Source organism: Citrobacter sp. RHBSTW-00859, assembly GCF_013729795.1.
Taxonomy (GTDB): Bacteria; Pseudomonadota; Gammaproteobacteria; order Enterobacterales; family Enterobacteriaceae; genus Citrobacter; species Citrobacter braakii.
Genome location: NZ_CP056285.1, coordinates 161,517 through 179,672 on the forward strand (window position 1 = coordinate 161,517; position 18,156 = coordinate 179,672).

Annotated in this window: 20 protein-coding genes; 15 read left to right on the top strand and 5 right to left on the bottom strand. The window is 45.1% G+C overall.

Features of this window, described 5'->3' with window-relative positions; translation table 11 throughout:
• Positions 1 to 146: 146 nt before the first annotated feature.
• On the top strand, positions 147 to 1,475 hold the full coding sequence (locus tag HV302_RS26845) for a hypothetical protein (protein WP_007372213.1): 1,329 nt from the start codon (positions 147 to 149) through the stop codon (positions 1,473 to 1,475).
• Positions 1,476 to 1,533: 58 nt separating this feature from the next.
• Positions 1,534 to 2,226, top strand: coding sequence for a hypothetical protein (locus tag HV302_RS28500; protein ID WP_016241592.1), 693 nt, complete (start codon positions 1,534 to 1,536; stop codon positions 2,224 to 2,226).
• Between the two features lie 35 nt (positions 2,227 to 2,261).
• Here HV302_RS28500 and HV302_RS26855 read toward each other — a convergent pair whose 3' ends face one another.
• Positions 2,262 to 2,834 (bottom strand): phospholipase D family nuclease, encoded by a 573-nt coding sequence (locus tag HV302_RS26855; RefSeq protein ID WP_016241591.1) that lies wholly within the window; start codon positions 2,832 to 2,834, stop codon positions 2,262 to 2,264.
• 261 nt (positions 2,835 to 3,095) lie between these two features.
• On the opposite strand from HV302_RS26855, the gene traA reads away from it, so the two are divergent.
• Positions 3,096 to 3,431 carry a TraA family conjugative transfer protein gene (traA, locus tag HV302_RS26860; protein WP_007372215.1) on the top strand — a complete coding sequence of 112 codons (336 nt, stop codon included), beginning with the start codon at positions 3,096 to 3,098 and terminating at the stop codon, positions 3,429 to 3,431.
• A 48-nt stretch (positions 3,432 to 3,479) separates the two neighbouring features.
• Here traA and HV302_RS26865 read toward each other — a convergent pair whose 3' ends face one another.
• Positions 3,480 to 3,767, bottom strand: coding sequence for a DUF1294 domain-containing protein (locus tag HV302_RS26865; protein WP_007372216.1), 288 nt, complete (start codon positions 3,765 to 3,767; stop codon positions 3,480 to 3,482).
• 175 nt (positions 3,768 to 3,942) lie between these two features.
• Between HV302_RS26865 and HV302_RS26870 the strand changes: the two genes are divergently transcribed.
• Positions 3,943 to 5,418: a UvrD-helicase domain-containing protein gene (locus tag HV302_RS26870; protein WP_007372217.1), complete on the top strand. Its 1,476-nt coding sequence runs from the start codon at positions 3,943 to 3,945 to the stop codon at positions 5,416 to 5,418.
• A 39-nt stretch (positions 5,419 to 5,457) separates the two neighbouring features.
• On the opposite strand, the gene HV302_RS26875 is transcribed toward HV302_RS26870, so the two are convergent.
• The gene (locus HV302_RS26875; protein ID WP_016241590.1) at positions 5,458 to 6,357 is read right to left on the bottom strand and encodes a DsbA family protein; all 900 of its coding nucleotides are present in this window, start codon (positions 6,355 to 6,357) and stop codon (positions 5,458 to 5,460) included.
• Between the two features lie 22 nt (positions 6,358 to 6,379).
• Positions 6,380 to 6,949 (bottom strand): hypothetical protein, encoded by a 570-nt coding sequence (locus HV302_RS26880; RefSeq protein ID WP_016241589.1) that lies wholly within the window; start codon positions 6,947 to 6,949, stop codon positions 6,380 to 6,382.
• Between the two features lie 149 nt (positions 6,950 to 7,098).
• On the opposite strand from HV302_RS26880, the gene mobH reads away from it, so the two are divergent.
• Complete coding sequence (gene mobH / locus HV302_RS26885) at positions 7,099 to 9,801, top strand: MobH family relaxase (RefSeq protein WP_007372219.1); 2,703 nt, start codon at positions 7,099 to 7,101, stop codon at positions 9,799 to 9,801.
• Positions 9,794 to 10,228: a hypothetical protein gene (locus HV302_RS26890; protein WP_326928783.1), complete on the top strand. Its 435-nt coding sequence runs from the start codon at positions 9,794 to 9,796 to the stop codon at positions 10,226 to 10,228. Before mobH ends, HV302_RS26890 begins: the two co-directional genes overlap by 8 nt.
• A gap of 5 nt (positions 10,229 to 10,233) precedes the next feature.
• Here HV302_RS26890 and HV302_RS26895 read toward each other — a convergent pair whose 3' ends face one another.
• On the bottom strand, positions 10,234 to 11,265 hold the full coding sequence (locus HV302_RS26895; RefSeq protein ID WP_032425611.1) for an IS630-like element ISEc33 family transposase: 1,032 nt from the start codon (positions 11,263 to 11,265) through the stop codon (positions 10,234 to 10,236).
• A gap of 148 nt (positions 11,266 to 11,413) precedes the next feature.
• Here HV302_RS26895 and traD point away from each other — a divergent pair, with 148 nt between their 5' ends.
• The 9 genes from traD (at position 11,414) to HV302_RS26940 (ending at position 18,154) form a co-directional block, all read left to right on the top strand.
• Positions 11,414 to 12,925, top strand: a complete 1,512-nt coding sequence (gene traD, locus HV302_RS26900) for a conjugative transfer system coupling protein TraD (RefSeq protein WP_326928784.1) — start codon at positions 11,414 to 11,416, stop codon at positions 12,923 to 12,925.
• 2 nt (positions 12,926 to 12,927) lie between these two features.
• Positions 12,928 to 13,314: a hypothetical protein gene (locus tag HV302_RS26905; RefSeq protein ID WP_009654243.1), complete on the top strand. Its 387-nt coding sequence runs from the start codon at positions 12,928 to 12,930 to the stop codon at positions 13,312 to 13,314.
• Positions 13,299 to 13,949, top strand: a complete 651-nt coding sequence (locus HV302_RS26910; protein ID WP_007372221.1) for a DUF4400 domain-containing protein — start codon at positions 13,299 to 13,301, stop codon at positions 13,947 to 13,949. Before HV302_RS26905 ends, HV302_RS26910 begins: the two co-directional genes overlap by 16 nt.
• A gap of 194 nt (positions 13,950 to 14,143) precedes the next feature.
• A protein-coding gene (locus tag HV302_RS26915) for an IS1 family transposase (protein WP_223429336.1) occupies positions 14,144 to 14,841 on the top strand; the annotation gives its coding sequence in 2 pieces (ribosomal slippage) (positions 14,144 to 14,393 and positions 14,393 to 14,841; 699 coding nt in all).
• Between the two features lie 137 nt (positions 14,842 to 14,978).
• Positions 14,979 to 15,104, top strand: a complete 126-nt coding sequence (locus HV302_RS28505) for a hypothetical protein (RefSeq protein ID WP_326928785.1) — start codon at positions 14,979 to 14,981, stop codon at positions 15,102 to 15,104.
• On the top strand, positions 15,101 to 15,919 hold the full coding sequence (locus tag HV302_RS26925) for a DsbA family protein (RefSeq protein ID WP_007372223.1): 819 nt from the start codon (positions 15,101 to 15,103) through the stop codon (positions 15,917 to 15,919). Before HV302_RS28505 ends, HV302_RS26925 begins: the two co-directional genes overlap by 4 nt.
• A gap of 49 nt (positions 15,920 to 15,968) precedes the next feature.
• Positions 15,969 to 16,253 (top strand): type IV conjugative transfer system protein TraL, encoded by a 285-nt coding sequence (gene traL, locus HV302_RS26930; RefSeq protein ID WP_007372224.1) that lies wholly within the window; start codon positions 15,969 to 15,971, stop codon positions 16,251 to 16,253.
• Positions 16,250 to 16,876 carry a TraE/TraK family type IV conjugative transfer system protein gene (locus HV302_RS26935; protein ID WP_007372225.1) on the top strand — a complete coding sequence of 209 codons (627 nt, stop codon included), beginning with the start codon at positions 16,250 to 16,252 and terminating at the stop codon, positions 16,874 to 16,876. The genes traL and HV302_RS26935 overlap by 4 nt, the downstream gene beginning before the upstream one ends.
• Before the next feature lie 159 nt (positions 16,877 to 17,035).
• Entirely contained in the window at positions 17,036 to 18,154 is a 1,119-nt protein-coding gene (locus HV302_RS26940; RefSeq protein ID WP_016241588.1) for a TraK domain-containing protein, read from the top strand.
• The last annotated feature ends 2 nt before the right edge of the window (positions 18,155 to 18,156 follow it).

Consider the following 18,156-nt stretch of genomic DNA (forward strand, 5'->3'; position numbering starts at 1 on the left):
GTTTATTATCGCGAGAGCATATTTTCCTAATCAATTCCGGGGCAACCATCTCACGCGATTATGGGGCTTTCCATATCATGCTCACTTTCATATACACCGTGAGTTGGGGCTTCGGCCAGAACGAATAGTGATCAACGAGGTTTTCAATGACGAGTGAAAAACGTGGCACAAGTGCTGAATACGGCCAGGAGAAATTACGCGAACGCGCAGCGCAGAATGCTGGAGATGAAACCCCCAGTGTTAAGGCGCGATTTTCTAAAAAAACCTTGAGTATCCTGGTTGCCGGTATCTTTGCGGTAAGCACATTAGGCGCATTTATTTTAATGAATGGTAAACCAGACAAAGAACCGAACCTATCTATCGTCGAAGTTGCAAAGAGTGGGATCAGCGTTAACCCGGATATTGCAAAACAACATGGTATCGATGTGGATGACGATGACCTTGATACCGATGAGGCTGGGCCTCAGCCAACACTGACACTTCCTATCACAAATAATGAACAGGAACCCGCATCAGCGCCCCCTGATGATGATAAAAGTGAACCTACTGTCACAAAGCAAGATAGCGCCGGTGTTTCCCCTGCATCGTCTGATAATCTTGGCGATCAGATGCTAAAAATGGCCACAACCACGCCACCAGCTAACCCGGATGCAAATTCACCAGTTGTATCTAAGTCAGATCCTGCTACGCAGTCATTGGTTGACTCAATTAAGGCTGAACCTGGGTTTACTGACGGTAGCGAGGTTTCACAAAACGCAGAGCAACCTGGAACGGTTGAGATAACTCCTGCACAGGAAATCGCTAAAAAAGCACTATCTGGGGCCACTAGTGAAGCCCCGGCTTCAGCTCCAGTTACAGCAGAACCAAATCAACACGCTGCGGCGCAGACCAACCCGGTTCAAACACCGCCATCACCTACCACACGTGATATTGCAGGTGTTGAAAACATCACTAAAGATACCTCTGGCCATCAAATTGACCCAGCTGAGTTCGGTTATACGGAACCCACTAAAACTACTGCTACGTCAGACTATAAAGCAGCATCAGAAGGCTATACAGCCCAACAGTTTGTTGTTCAGGAGAAGAATGCGCTTACTGGCGCTGACCTGGACTATAGTGGGCACTTTAAAACTGTTGAATACAATTCGCAGGGACAAAATACGGTATTCGTTTATTCAACCTTTTCATCAAAAGTATTCTTGTTACCATCGAAAGGTAAGGTCAACGTATACCTTTCTGATGAAAAAGGTTGGTCAGTCTCACTCCTCCCAGGAAATATCCTGCGGGTACAGCGTTCTGAAAACAAGGGGGCATGGTCGCAGGCAACCGACCTCTTTGTACTCAATGGCGAAAACTCCTACTCGTTGATTCTTCAGGCTGTTGGCGATCCTGATAAACGAACCGATTCCCTCAAATTCACAAAAAAGGAACTTTCTAAGCAAACGGACAAGTTGGCCAAAAAATCCAAAGCCTGACTGTTGAATTGAAAATACGAGCGCATCTTTGGTGCGCTTTTTTTTCGGGAGAAGTTACATGACAGATTCATGCATCGACGGCTTAAGGCTGGTTTCGACCAGTTACCACATTGGTTTACCCTGGATTGAATGGTCAGAGGCGAGATCCTACATCGTATGCCGAGCACTGGTAGATCAGGGAGTAATTGCCGGAACTGCTACTATAGGAACACGTCGAAAAAAGGTCAAAGAACGCATCAATCCAGGAGATCGTGGGTTATACCAAGTCACTGAAACTCAGTACGGATGGATAGCACTTAAGGGTGGTGGCGTGATCGATCCCTGCGGCTTTCTTGGTAACTCTTTTTCCGGCCCGGAACCCCAGTTTTGTATCCTTGAGAATGATGAGTGCTATATCAGGGGTATAAATCCTGTTCAGTGCCCGAGAACTCACTTACCTGAACATCTTGTAAGTGATGAGTTATTCCCGCTAACACGCGGTGTTATGCGCGATACATGCAGCCGTCTGCTGGGTTACAGGTTGCATATACAGGGATTGACTATGTCAGAGGCAGCATACCTTCTGTCGAGACCGCTTACCGATTTTGACCGGTACAGCCGCCTGGTATATGAATACTTTATTAAAATGGGACTAAGCAGCATTATGCCATTAAGCAACATCAAAATGCTGCATCCGAATTTAGCCCGTAAAGGTTGGCGTTCATTTTATAACGACCTGGATATGGACGAACTTGAAGCGTTTCTTAAATGATAAAATCAGGGTTCATCCCGAACCCTGATTAAAATTCAATAATTAGGTATGTAATCCACACCACCAGTCCAACGAGATTCCCAGTGGGCCAGATACAGCGCTGTAACATCTGGTGCGTTATAAAGTACAAGGCTATTTTCACTATTTTTATTGAAAGCCGAACTTGAGTAATTATAACTACCGGTTTCAACAGATATCCTATCAACACACAAATACTTATCATGGTGCAGAAGAAATTGATCATTCGTCCGTAACGGAATGCCCGCGTTAACTACTGTATTCATAGTCGAGACTGCATATCGGTTATTATTTTGCCCTTTGTCAACTACGATCCTGACATCTACTCCCCTTCGGTGAGCATTAATTAATGCTTTCGCAATTACGGGTGACGTAAAAGAGTATGCCGCCATACGGATTTCCTGCTGAGCTGAATTGATCAGATCCAGTATTGCTTTCTGTGCAGACCCTTCAGGTGAAAATCCGACAACGACTCTAACGCCACCAGCCGGTAGCATTACTTCTGTTGGATTATCAGCCTGTGCAAAAGTAGAAAAAAATAATAATCCCAACGATGTCAACGTACTGACCAACACCTCTGATTTCAACATATCCACCTCGTTTAAATGTGACACTAGTAAAGTTGGCTTTCATACTCAAAAAGAAGTTTTCATCCAGATTTTCATATATGTTAATAGACACGGATAAATGTCACCTTATATCACACATTGCTATTGTATAACGCCCTGCTTTAACAATGAAATCAAACAAAACAAATTTTATATTAATAAAGTTCCCGGCTCAAACTCGTTAAATAGCTGGAGAACATCCAAAGATCGAAATTATTAAAACTCGTTATTAAGGATGTTTAAATGAACGCTATCAAATTTGAGAAGTTTAAAACCCCGCTGGTGATCACCGGCATTCTGATTCTTGCCATTGTTACCGCTCACGCTTCTGGTTCAACCCAGGCAGGTTTTGACGATGTATGGCTCAAAATCTCTGATTACATGCAGGGTTCTCTGGGTAAGGTGCTGATCGGTCTTATCGTTCTGGTTGGTCTCGCAGCTGCTGTTGTACGTCAGAGTCTGATGTCACTGGCGGTTGCTGTTGGTGGTGCGATCTCCCTGTACTACTCACCGGACATTATCAATGGCATGATGGCCGCATCCCACGCAGTGCAAACCACTTTACCGGCATTCATGTAACCATCATGGATGTAAAAAAAACCGGCTCTGGCCGGTTTTTTTACATCTTCATATTTTATTTCCCGCCCATAGAAAATTCCATAATCCGATGTAAAGAACTATCCAGACCGCAACGATAACCCGGAACCGACGTTGGTAAGCACTGCGTGTTTTGTGTTTAAACATTCGTTGAGCAATGAAACAACCTGGCCACCCGCCCAGCACAATGAGCGCATCCAGCGTCAGTTCATCCACACGGTACTCGCCAGCAGTCGCGGCCTTTTTATCTTTGTAATAGATGTAAATCGAAATCAGACTCCAGATTGACATCCAGACAAAGGACGATAAATAAAACATAGATTACCTCCTGTTGAGGGCCGCAGTAATAGTTTGATGGTACTATCTTATTGTATTACTCATGAACAGATAAATTTGTATTCTTAAAAATGGGTACAATTTGCCCCCATTTTTAAATCATTCGCGCCGTGTCAAAAGGTACTATGAAACGATATCTAACATAAAGGTAATTCTGATGCCGGTAACTGATGAACAGAACGTGATCATAGGTTTCAAACCTACACCTGGCAGTATTGTTTCAGTACAGGCATACGCGGGGTCTGGTAAGACCTTTACACTAAAAGAATTCGCGGATGCAAACCCCTCACTCAAAATTCTCTATATCGTTTTTAATAAAGCTATTAAAGATGATGCAAAAAAGAAATTCCCAAAAAACGTCGAGTGTAAAACATCTCATGGTTTGGCCGTGACCCGGTACAAACACTTTGCTCATAAATACAGACAGTTTATATCCGTGAGCGAATACCGCGCAATGATGGGTGAAGATGACTGGAGAGTGGTTAAGCTTGCAATAAATGGGCTTACCCATTTCATGAATTCAGATGAACACGAAATTACTACTGAACACGTACTTAAAGACTTAAGTAAAACCGATAAAATATCTCAAAGCAGGTTGGATCAAGCGCTACGAGCAGCAAAACGTACATGGCAAATGCAATCTGACCCACTCAACGATGCCTATTGCTCACCGAATACCATCCTCAAGTTGTTCCAGTTATCGAACCCAGCCCTAGACCAGTTCTACAATGTCATTCTCTTCGACGAATCGCAGGACGCAAATCCGGTAACGATCGATATCGTTCTTAGAAACAACTGCTGCAAAGTTTTTGTCGGCGACCAGCACCAAGTGATAAACCGCTGGCGCGGTGCGGAAAACGCCCTTGAGATTGTTGAAGACCACGGGGCTCAGGTTATGCGCCTGACTAAGTCATTCCGGTTTGGGCCTCTTGTTGCAGCACTGGCCAACGTTGTGCTGTCAATGAAGGGTGAAACGTTCCCCTTGGTAGGCCTGGGTAGTCTTGATGCTATCGTTGAGCCATCGGCGATACAGGATCAAAACTTTTACGCCATCATCAGCCGCACCTACATGGGAGTCATACAATCTGCCTACGAGTCGATTATGTGGGGCAAACGGGTGATGTGGAATGGAGGTATTTCAAAATACCGTCTCGACGAGCTCCTTGATTTACATGCGCTAAAAACAGGTAACATTGCTGCTATTAAAAATAACCGTATCACTACGGAATACGGGAACTGGGCAAATTTTTTAGAGATCGCAGAAACCACCAAGGACGTGGACATGGTGCGGGCGATTAAGTTAATGGAAGTCTATGCTGATATCCCCGGGATGGTTGAGACCATGAGGATGAATGAAGCCAGAACAGAAAAGGAAGCTGATTTAATTGTTACCACAGCCCATACCTCGAAGGGAAAGGAATTTGACCATGTCATCATCAATGACGACTTCCCATCCATTATAGAAGCCGTTGTGATGAAGAAGCCACGGGAAGTAATTATTGACGAACTTAATCTGCTGTACGTAACTATTACCAGAACCAAGAAATCTGTAAACATCAATACTTCGTTAATGGAGCTATTAGAAGAATACCGAAGTCGTATTGAGCGAAATGTTTCAGTAGTGATAATCTGACAAAAAAAGCCCTGGTTAATTCAGGGCTCTTTTTTATTTCTATTTATCTTGTTGAGCTGGTGAGGCTTCGCCTGATGTGTCTCTCTGAGAATCGACAACCATAGACTGGATCACTTCAACGAATTTTGAGAAGGGCTGTGCGCCTACAACAGAGACTTCTTTACCGGTGACATTATCACGCACAATCGTGGTTGGTGTACCATCAACACCGGCAGCTGAACCGGCCTCCATATCCTGCTTAATGCGCTTAATCACTTCAGTACTGCCCATACAGGTATCAAATTTCGCCTGGTCTACCTCAAACAGTGCTGGGATGCTGTCCGCATCCTTAAAACCTTTACCGTTTGTTTCAGTATGGTTAAACCAATAATCAGTAACGGCCCAGAAAGCACTCGGCCCTTTCTGCTCCGCAATACACTCAGCAACAGCTGCGCCCTTCGATGCGACCGGCTCATGGAATGACATAGGGTAATGACGCCATTCCCAGTTAACAGCCCCGGCTGTCGCGGTATCAACGATATACTTCGGCGTTTCTTTGAAGCGTTTGCAGAATGGACACTCCAGATCTTCATAGTTGATCAACGAAAACCGAGCGCCAGGCTCGCCATAGATATAACGGCCATCAGTATTTTTATTTGCTTTGTCCCAGCCTTTATAGAGTGCCTTTCGTTCTTCCGCGAGCTTTTGGTCGGCGATAGACTTAAGAGCACCCTTTACTTCGTCCTGAATATTTCCGTTCACTCCCTGTTGAACTGCGGGGTTCTTGGCCAGCGATGTACTAATTTTATCCAGCAGTTGATTGGTCATCACCTGGGTTTTGTACGAGATAAAACTAATTACCATCAACCAAACCATTCCGATTACAACAACGATTCCCCCGGCCCAGGCAAAAATTGTTTTATTTCCAGAACTGCACTTTTCATTTCTTTGCTTATCCATTGTACCCTCGCATTTTGATGGATTAGGACTTAGGTTGTTGGTTATCGATCTGCATCTGAATTCGATATTTCCGCAGCTCTTCCGGTTCACCACTGGAAAGCACATTTAATTCGTGGGCACTTAACCGATAGCCAGGTGTTGAGCAGTATTTATCTTTGATACGGAGGTATTCAGCCCTACTGGCGTTCTGTGTGTTATTAGGAAGGAGAAAGGTATTTTCCCCGCAAAATGCTGGGGTCTGTGTGAACGTGCCACGCGGCCCATTGGCATACTTTGTGTTTGCCACTGAAGTGAGCAAGACCTGGGTGTAATTGTCATGTGCCACATATCGCTTCCCGGATGGATCATTGATGGCATACGGACTCACGAGCGTATGCTCATACCCAGGGTAACGTATAGCCGCGCCACCGCGTTCTGTACCACGCCAGGATTCGGAGTACTGATACTGGTAGGGGTACTCGGCCCTGGCGGGGAGATTGCGCGTTTCGTCGAGGTAAGTACGTTGTGGCTTACCTGTCCCACTGCAACCGCTGGTGATTACGCCGGTAATAACCACCAGCAGGGGCAAAACAATTTTATTCGCCAATTTCATTGCTTAGTCTCCAATTGGATAGCAACGTCATTATCTTAATTTCTCACCCTTGACGTTATGTTTTATGAAGACAAAACGTCGTCATTTTCCAGCACGATTTTTTTCTCAATCGGTTAACTTACAAGGTACTTAACCGGAGAAATCTTTTAATGCTGAGACACATTAAAAATATTCTGAATACTTTTTTGCCTGATAACAAAAAGGCTACCACTGATCTATTCGGTGACGAAATCGATATGTCAGTAGATGAAGAAATCGGGAAACTCATTTCATCACGAGATAATATGCGCTATCCGGCAAGCGAAATCGGATTCCCGGCTCAAGTACCGGGTGAGTACGTATTACGTCATTACCAGAAACCACTTGTGATGGCGATTAAACGAGAACTGGATATTAGGGACTCTGAGTTTAATCAGCTTATTCTTCCTATGCTGATAAATTTCGCTAACTTTGTTCACCTCTTCCCGGCATCCGAAAACCATCATCACCGTGCTGCAACCGGATTGTTGCGTCATTCATTGGAAGTGTGTTTCCAGTGTATCCGGCGTTCTAAAAACATCGAGTTTGATTCAATGGCGGTTCCCGTACATAAATCAAATCGTGCATTAGCATGGCGACTTGCAGTCGCAGCTGGTGGGCTACTTCATGACCTCGGGAAACCATTTACCGATTTTGAAGTATGGAACGAAGACGGGAAAATTCACTGGCCTCCAGGCCATGAACCAATCCATGTCTGGGCAAAAGAGAACAATGTAAAAAGATACTATCTTGTATGGAAACCAGGCCGTCACCGCCAGCATACCTCCAGCACGAGCAATATGTTGTTGATGATCATGCCAAAAGAAATGCATGTTTACCTTCTTAACGGCGGGAATGATATTTTCAATGAATTGACCCGGGCACTGAATGCCAGTGCGCAGCTCAATGCAGAAAAAATCAGTGGTCAGGACGTCAAAAACAAGATCCTCACTACCATTAAGGCCGCCGACTCAGCATCCGTTAACTATGATATGCGGCAATACGCCGGTGATGCGATTCGTGCAAGCCAGTCAGGTGTACCTGCGGTTCAGCGTGTAGTTGATGCCATGCGCCATAGATTGAAAAAAGGAGATTGGATTCCCAACAAGCCAGGAAGCCCTGTATGGGTGACTACCTATGGCGTATTCATCGTCTGGGGTGTTGCGGTCAAGGATATTATTGAGACCGTTAGGAACTCCGGCGCTGTTATTCCACAAACCCAGAATAGTCTGGCTGACCTGATGCTAAGTTATCATCTCTGTCGACCAAACGTTCACCAGGACGATGACACTGCATACTGGCGTATTGCCCCTCATATCTTGAATGATAAAAGTTCAAGAGAAAGCAAAGACCCTAAAGTTGCGTTGAGCTGCATCCTTCTGATATCTCCAGAAGTACTATTTGTCGATACTGTTGACCCTCTACCATGCAGCAGCCGCATCCGTATTGAAGGTAAATGGGTGGAATACCTGACCGGGAGGCCAAACCAGCCAAAACTCGTCGAAAGCGAACCCTACATTGGTCAGAAGCCGGTTCCGTCAACCGGAATACCGAATGAGGTCGACCGCTCAGTTTTACAGGGCGGAACAATCATTGCTGATGAACAGGAATCTCCACTGGAGAGTATTTTTGGAAACCGACAGGTTACGCCGGAAAACGCCCACGAACTGCTGCATAAGCTCAATCTGCTTTCTGATGAGGACTACAATCGTGTAAAGGAAAGAAATACCAGTACCAAAAATCAAAAAGATTGTCTGGATGACACTAATTCACCAACAACTGAGCTGGCGGGCAGCGGGGAATCAAAAGGGCTCAAAGATAATCAACCAAAGCCAGTGTCGGAGAATAATGAACCCAAGCGCCGTCTTTCCCTCAAAGAAACCCTGGCATCGGCACAAACAGAGATTGAGTTCTCTGTACCCAGTTCACTTATAAAAGAACCAAACCATAAAACTCTGAACGAAACCCTTGAGTTTCATTCAATCATCAACTCGTATAATAGCAACGAACCAACTTCAAGCGATGCATTGGATCAGACCCAGCCCTCACCTACCCGTCAGGCATTAAAGGAAATTCAGCTGCACCAGGATGCTGTCGATACCGGCATTCAGTCTGGTGAGGTAATTGATGATTATTCAATTTACGAAGATTATGATTCCATGTGGCAGGATGACGTGAAAGCTGATAACGATTTTGGTTACTCGGCTCATGCGGATACTTCGGCCAACATACCGGCTAACGTAAAATTTTACGATAAATTTAGTCAGCTATACGTATCTGGTCTTGAAGCGGCCAAAGAATTTCTCGTTAAATATGTTACCGACCACTCAGACGATCTTTTCATTGAATCAGGCCACTTAATCATTGCTATTGATAAAGATTTTGATGAGCGTAATTATGCTCTGCTTCAGGACTCCAACTGGTTATGGCAAAGGTTTATGGAAGCCCCAGCCCAGTATTATTTCCATCGTACTCAGAAGTGCTTATATCTCAGAAAAGAACTTAATAATGATATCGACTTGCTGATGGATGGGAAGTTTAACGATCTGCTTTACTCTGCTTTAACTGATGTTTCTGATAAAGATTACAACATTACAGATTTATGCAATGAAATGATTTCAAAAGGTATGCTGAAGCGAACCTATTCTGGAGAGCCTGTCATTGCCGTAAGCGTTGCCTTAAAGCGACGTATTGCGGATGAACTCGGCATTGATATTACTCAATTGCAGAAGATTATGCTGATGCACTTTGATTTCTATTCAAAGACCGGTGTTGACTACATTCTTCCTAATAGTGAACGAATGCATAATCAAATGGTGGATAAAGATGAGTGAGTGGAAATATAACTTACGTTGGCGCACAAATTTTGAAGGCCTTGAGACTCTTGGTTGGACAGCAGGTATAGCCGCAACTATCGGGGTTAATACACTGTTTAACATGCCATCTCTACCCTGTTACCTCTCAGTTGCAGTCCAGGCTGCTTATGGTATTCGTAGTCTCCCGGCAGCATGGGATATTTATACGCACAAACGCCGCCTGAAGCGAAAACCAAAACCACTCGTAATGGACATGAAATCATTTATCGAACAGATGATTCGTGAGCCTGACAGCTATCTTATTTGCAGAGGCTTTGAGTGGGGCCAGAATGAGGGTCAACTGGCATCTGAGTTGATAAAGCGTGACATAAAGAAATTTGTAGCCAAACCATCCAAAAATTTTATGGGCCTCGGCTGGATTCATGCGCTAAATAGCTGCGCCTAATACCGCTACACTTTTGCCTGACCATGTTTTCCTCCGGGGAATGGGCTGGCGGTTTCCATAAAATGGCGGACCTTTTTCAGTAACTGCCACATTGAGCGGCACTGATGATTACGGGTTATCGTGTCATGAAGTGCCTGCCATAGCCGTTCCACATGATTCACCCACGGCGAGTAAACCGGCTGGTAAATTACCCTGAACTTGGGATTTGCTTTCAACCAGCGCTGTGTTTCGCGGCTTTTATGGATAATGTAGTTATCAACGATCAGCGTGATTGTTTTCGCCCGCCGGTAAGTGGCTTTCAGGTGCTTCAGCAGAGCGATAAACAGCGCTGAACTTTTGCTGTTGCCGCCCACGTAGCTGACTTTACCCGTGCCACTGTGCAGTGCGCCGGCCAGATAGTATTTTTCGTTCTGCCCCGGCGTCACTACCCGTTTCTGCTGTCCGCGCAACTGCCAGTCCGCACCGATTTTAGGATTAAGGTGGATATCCACTTCATCTTCATAAAATACCGGATGCTCTGCGCTGCATTCATCCAGCGCTTTGTGGATTACCGCCATCTTTTCATCTTTATGTGGGTCACGGATACGCAGAGTTGGCGCGGCCCTGCGCCATACAAGCCCCGCAGATGGCAACCAGCGGCGAACGGTTCCTGCATGTAACTGGCAACCGGTTATCTCATTGATTTTTAATGCCAGTAATTCGGTGCTCCAGCGTGAACGTTGATAACCAAAATCGCCGGGAGAATGCTTTATCAGCTCACGTAACAGGGTGCAGATATGTTCAAAAGGCCAGCGTCGGGAGCGCCCTGCGGGTAAGGATTTCAGGCCTTCAATACCTGAGTGCGTAAACCAGTTAATCCAGCGACCAACGGATGAACGAGCACAACAGAGAGTTCTGGCAACATCGCTGACCCGTTCACCCCGATGAAGCATCAGCATGGCCGTGAGTCTGCGGGCATGATTTTTATCGCGCGTTTTATGAATAGCTTTCTGCATCAGGCGTCGTTCGCCACGGGGTATTGGTGCTATGATCGGCATCGCTCAGTCCGGTTGGTGGTTTTGGTTGGTTTGGCGATTGATCAGATCGCACAATCCGGGCTGAGTTCCCTTTCAGTGATCTACTATTCCGCGCATCTATTTAGGTAAAAAAAACGAATGGATCGGAATTTCTGAAGAACTTTTATCGTTGCATACGCTTATAACTGGCACAACCGGCTCAGGCAAAACAACATATTTTAAACTACTTATTCTTCAAGCCGCACTAAAAAAACAACCACTAATCCTCATTGACCCCAAAAATGATGAAGAACTGGCTGAATGGATGAAGTTCTGTCTGGAATTGGTGGATCGCTCAACGAAATATAATTACGTTTCATTGGCGCATCCTGAAAAATCAGCTCGAATATCTCCAATTACTAACTACACTCAGGCTGGCGAGGTAGCTAACAGAATTACATCGGTTATTCAACGTGCTGATAGTACGAGCAATCCGTTTGTTTCATTTGGTATTATGTCATTAACTACGGTTGTTGAGCTGATGAAAATCTGTGAAATCAAACCGACTTTACGCAATATTAAATCACAACTGAGTGCTGACATCTCTTCATTAGCATCTCTATTGATTATGGCCATCACTAAATTCGGCCACAAGACTTTAGGAGAGTCCGATTTCGACATTATTTTACAGGCGAAAATTGACCGTTACTCGTCTAAAATTAAAGGCCCAAAAGAAATAGCAGAAATATGTGCAGACATTTACCGAAATGACATTAAAGGTAATAAAGGGAAAGGCGATACTTCAATTGAAGCCGGTATTGATATGTTCGGTCATCAGCGCGAACACTTCCAGAAAATGATTCTGAACGTGATGCCAATTCTTAGTCAACTAACTCAAGGGTTTATGTCAGAGTTGTTATCCCCTGACAGTGCTGATGAAGATGAACTGAATGATACTCGTCCAATTTCGAATATTCAGGATATCATCACTACCGGGGGAATGTTGTATTTGGGGTTAAATTCCCTTGCAGATGCTGAGACTGGATCTGCGGTCGGTTCTATTTTCCTGTCTGATATAACATCTGTTAGCTCGACTGTGTACAATTTTTTAAAACCTGGTGGTCAGGACTTGGCTTCTGTAATGGTGTTAATCGATGAAGCAGCTGAAGTTATTAATGACCAAGTTATTAAAATGTTGAATAAAACCCGTGGTGCTGGGTTCCGCTTATTTATTTCGTCGCAATCGACTTCCGACTTCGAAGCCCGTCTCGGTTCAGAAGCCAAAATGAAGCAGGTTATAACCAATACGAACCACTTTACGGCGCTACGCACACCAGATCCTGATGCCCAGGAAGCAGTCATGAAACGAGTACCACCGACAAAGTTCAAATATATTATGCGTGGTCATGGCTCCAGCGCAGGTGCAGATCCTGAACAAATCACCGGCAGTGTCGGGGAACGATTGATGGAGGAAGAAGGCGAGTTATTTCAATCTCAACTGCTAGGTTGGTTACCCAACCTCGAATGCATGGCCATAAATCAGGCTAATAAAATAGTAAAAGGTAAAGTCCCCGTCATATTAATGCCGAGGAATGAGTCCGAGTTAAGCGATGTCCGAACTATCGCTAAAAAGTACCTTTCAATCTACGAACGTCAACAAAAGGTTCGTGGTGAAAAATCACGTATCAGCGCCGAGGGGTAAATATGATTAAAACCAAAACTCTATTAAAGCGTAAAGATGATCAAGCCTCATATGACGGTTTGACCATGATCTGGCCATGTGTTGATGGCATCACTGGGCAAATGTTAGCTCTACTGAAAACCCTTACTCCTGATGAACGCGTTGGTGCAGCAGTGAGCTCCGCTATCAAAGCTTATCATCAGGACAACGAGCAGGAGCTGAATGACTGGGAGCGGCTTGCGATCTATATCATTGAGCTTGGCTTGTTCGTTTGCCGGGAACTTCAACACACGTTGAATTTCTGTGAAATTACTTCACGGATAAATCTCCCGAGAAAGCTAACCAACGAACTGATTATCCAGGCTGGGAGGAAGGCGAAGATTGGGGATATCGAATGTCTGATAAGTTGAATGAGGAAAAGTGGCCTAAGACGATAAAGACACTGATCATCTGGAGTTCGACGATTCTCCTTTTTATCTCTGTCTTCTTTCCGGTTGAGTATTTTAAGTCTAATGCTCTGAAAGAAATCGCATGGGGTCATAAAATGATAGGCGAAAAAGATTTCGTCATGGTATTGCAAAAGGCTCGCGACAATTATACTGAAGCATTTGTAAATACGGGGATTGATAAGGCGTTAAAGGATTTTTACCAGCTTCCTCCCAGCGACATGGCCAACCACGGCGGGCCACTGAAATACTTTGTTGGGCTTTTCCAGAACATTGCCGAGAACCTGAATTATTGGCTCTACATGATTATGTATCGTTTAACACTTGATATGTATTGGTTACCGTACATGGCCGTGGTCATCATCCCGTCTCTGTTTGCAGGGGTAATGCGGTGGATGGCAAAAAGATATAACTTTGGATATGCCAGTCCGTTTCTTAACCGTCGTAGCATGGTATTGATTGGCTGGGGTGTATATAGCGTTCTCCTGTCGCTTTTTATACCGTTACCTGTGCCTCCAATGATCGGGGCACTCATAATGATAGTAATGATTCCTATTGGTTCATCTCTACTTATTTCAAACCTACCAAAACGTATTTAACCTTAAGAAAAGCACCTCAATTTGCGGTGCTTTTCTTTTTCCTCAATATTTCATGTTTGTTAAATTAGCTGTGCGAGGTGATGCATGACTAATTCGAAACCATTTATTCTTTCTGCCCTGCTCTGCCTGACGTTTACCGGGTGATGCTGCCAACTTACTGATTTAGTGTATGATGGTGTTTTTGAGGTGCTCCAGTGGCTTCTGTTTCTATCAGCTGTCCCTCCTGTTCAGCTACTGACGGGGTGGTGCGTAACGGCAAAAGCACTGCCGGACATCAGCGCTATCTCTGCTCTCACTGCCGTAAAACATGGCAACTGCAGTTCACTTACACCGCTTCTCAACCCGGTACGCACCAGAAAATCATTGATATGGCCATGAATGGCGTTGGATGCCGGGCAACCGCCCGCATTATGGGCGTTGGCCTCAACACGATTTTACGTCACTTAAAAAACTCAGGCCGCAGTCGGTAACCTCGCGCATACAGCCGGGCAGTGACGTCATCGTCTGCGCGGAAATGGACGAACAGTGGGGCTACGTCGGTGCTAAATCACGTCAGCGCTGGCTGTTTTACGCGTATGACAGGATACGGAGGACGGTTGTGGCGCACGTCTTCGGTGAACGCACTCTGGCCACACTGGAGCGTCTTCTGAGCCTGCTGTCGGCCTTTGAGGTCGTGGTATGGATGACGGATGGCTGGCCGCTGTATGAATCCCGCCTGAAGGGAAAGCTGCACGTAATCAGCAAGCGTTACACTCAGCGCATTGAGCGACATAACCTGAATCTGAGACAACATCTGGCAAGGCTGGGACGGAAGTCACTGTCGTTCTCAAAATCGGTGGAGCTGCATGACAAGGTCATCGGGCATTATCTGAACATAAAACACTATCAGTAAGTTGGAGTCATTACCCGTTTACCGTAGGGATGATTAGCTATTTGCTAATTTCTGATGTCCCAGAAAAAATCCGTATCCTCAATCAGAAGATCACGGCATCAACTTACCCTCAGTCACGGGATGTCCTGAACAAAGACATGGCTGAAATCATACTGCCCTATCTTAAAAAGCAAAAAGCTGCTGAGGCGTCTCAGGTCAAAGTCCAAAAGCCAAACGAAATCTATACGCCGGAACAATTGCAGCAATCAAGAGGCTACAAATGAAAAAGAACATTTTGAACTCTCTTATATTTGGAATTCCGCTCATGGTTATGGTAAGCACGGCTGCATTTTTTACTTACCAAATCGATAGACAGTCCCAACTTCTTAATGACCTAGCGATCGTTGCTGAGACTCACAAGCCCGTAGTAAACAACAAAAGCGAACTACTGGACGCATTTGCAAAATACATTAATGCAGCGGGCCTAAAACCTGAATCGCAGAAACAATCCAATGTCGGTTACCGGACTGGAAACAAACCCGATACCGCCTATGCGCCTTCTACGGACAACGAACGTATTTATGGGAACCCGGATGCTCAGTTCTATATCATTGAGTATTCCGATTTTGAATGTCAGTACTGCAAACAACATTTCCCAATCGTTATGGATCTCGTGGATTCATCACAAGGGAATATTGCGATGGTTTTCAAACATGTTCCTGTTCACGGGCAGGCTTCCCGTACTGAAGCTTTAGCAGCGGAGTGTGCTGTTGAGCAGGGAGGAAATCCATCTTTCTTCCAGTTATCTAAAGCGTTATTCCGCTACAGCCAATCTGACGGGCACGGTCTTAGCGCACCGCTAGACCAAATCGCCCGCGAAACTGGTTTAGACCCGAACCGCTTACTTGAATGTATCAATGCGGCCAGGCCGTCCAGCAAGATAGCCGACGACGTTCGTGAAGCAGGTCAGCTTGGTATCCAAAAGACCCCTACAAACATTGTTGTCTACGGTGATAAGTCAGCCATTGTTCAGGGCGCAGTAGATGGAGCAGGCCTTATGCAAATGATGGCTCAGCTTGCAGGCTCTGGTCAGAAATAGGCGCATTTTGTCGTCAATAAATCTGAAAAAATTCATATGAGAGGTCATCATGGAACCTGTTTATATTTCTCACTCGATTGACGAACCACCAAAGTTATTTTTTTGGTCGATTGATGAAGCCATGCCATTTTTCGTTGCTCTCGCGGTTGGGATTATCACTGGACGATTATTACCGATGATAATTCTGGGTGTTGTAGTTTCACGTGTTTATGGCGGTTTTCTGGCGCGAGCTTCTGAGAAATATTTTATGCACCTCTGTTACTGGAAATTCGGAGTCACATTCGGTGGTGGCACTTTTGTACCTGAATCCTTCGACCGGGAGTTTATTGTATGAATATCCATAATTTCAAAAAAGGGTTAGTTGGACTTCAGTTAGAAAACAAAAGTTTCAAGTTAATCTCTGCCTCAATGATTCTGGCAAACCTTGTACTTGGTTATGCTCTGTTAGCCAAAACACAACCCATCACTATTATTCCGCCAAACCTTACAGAAACAGCCTGGCTGGATGAAAAAGCCGCCAGCAGCTCTTATATGAAGGCATGGGCGTTATATATAGCCGACAGTTTTGGAAATGCTAACCCAGCCACTTTAGATCTACTCAAGAATTCTATCGGCCCGTTTCTTGACGCTTCAATTTACACAAAAGTTATGAAAGCAATGGACGACCAGATTGACCAAATTAAGCGCGACCGAATCTCGCTTTCTTTTAATCCGGTCGGGGTTATCACCGACCCGTTAGCAGTTGGTACTTTTTATGTCACCGGTAACCAAACTCTCGAAGGTATCACCGGCAAACCATCGACCACGCCAGTCTATTACGAGATTACTGTTAACGTAAAAGGCTACCGGCCCATTATTACGTTCATTGAGATAAAGAGTGGCAAACCGTTGCTGCCAAGTGAAGAAGATAAACACAAAGGTCAAAGGCAGAAATCTTCGGCAGCTCGAACTTCCTGACAGAATTTCGTTAGTTGATTTAACCGAGATATAAATCTTTAAGCGAGAGATTAATAAATCAGCAATCAGTAAACAAAACGGATGTGCCGAAATGAATTTTCTGATTGGTAATAGCCAATTTAAAAATGAACGTAGTGTTGCCACTTATCGGGGGGCTAAATGTTGAATAGTAAACGCATAATTATCCTGTTGCTTACCGCGTCGTCCACATTAGCGACCCATAGCGTAACGGCGGGCGAAATGTCTGTTGATCAAGGCATGGTATTTGAGCAGCCTGATGCGCAGTCGCAACCCAAAGTCACTGCAAAACTCGCCTCTCGACCAGCATCCTCAACTCAGGCAATGCTCAGCACAGAAACACGCCCATATCCTGACAACTATACACCACCAGCAAGTAACTCTATCAATGGCGGGAGTGAACCAGCTATTGATGGCCGTAATATTCAACCAGTACCTGCTGCAATTGCCAGTCCCGTTCCACTCACAAAAGAAGTCATTCCTTCTCGGCTGGAATATATCGTTGCGCCTGGCGTGAACACCCTCGTACCGATTTCGATTAACCAGATCAACCGGCTTGTTACACCGTTTGAACACCCTGTAGTGCAGAAAGTTAAACAGGAGGGTGTAACTGTAAATGTAAAAGATAACGCTCTCTACGTTTCCACCTCAGACAGTAACCCGGCAAGTCTCTATATCAGTGAGAAAGGTGACGAAAGTGTAGCGATCTCCGTGTCGTTAGTACCTCAGAAAATTGCACCGGTGCAAGCCACTCTCATGCTTTCACGAAAGCTGAACAACACGAGTACTTCTGGTGTTATGCCTGCGGCATATAACAACTATGGTGGAAGCGAAGTCAAAGCCAGGCGATGGGAACAGAAAGATAATTACATCGAGACGATTCGCAACATAATGCGAACCATCGCGCTTGGGGACATTCCACCCGGATACTCTCTGGGAAATCTCTCTTCAGGAGTTGGTATCCCGAACTGTAATTTCCGCACGGGTACTGACCAGGATCAGATTCGCTACTCCTTTGCAAATGGCCAGTATCTTCAGGGTAGTCAATTCAGTGTCATCATCGGCGTTGCACAAAACACTGGTTCATCAACAGTAATGGTTGATGAATCACTCTGCACCCATCCTCAGCTTGCAGCAAGAGCACTATGGAGTCGCAACACTCTCCAGCCTGGCCAGCGAACTGAAGCTTACTTCGTTATCCGCAACATCCAGCCAAACGAACAAGCTAACGATTCCATGCGCCCTAAACTCGCGGAGTAAAA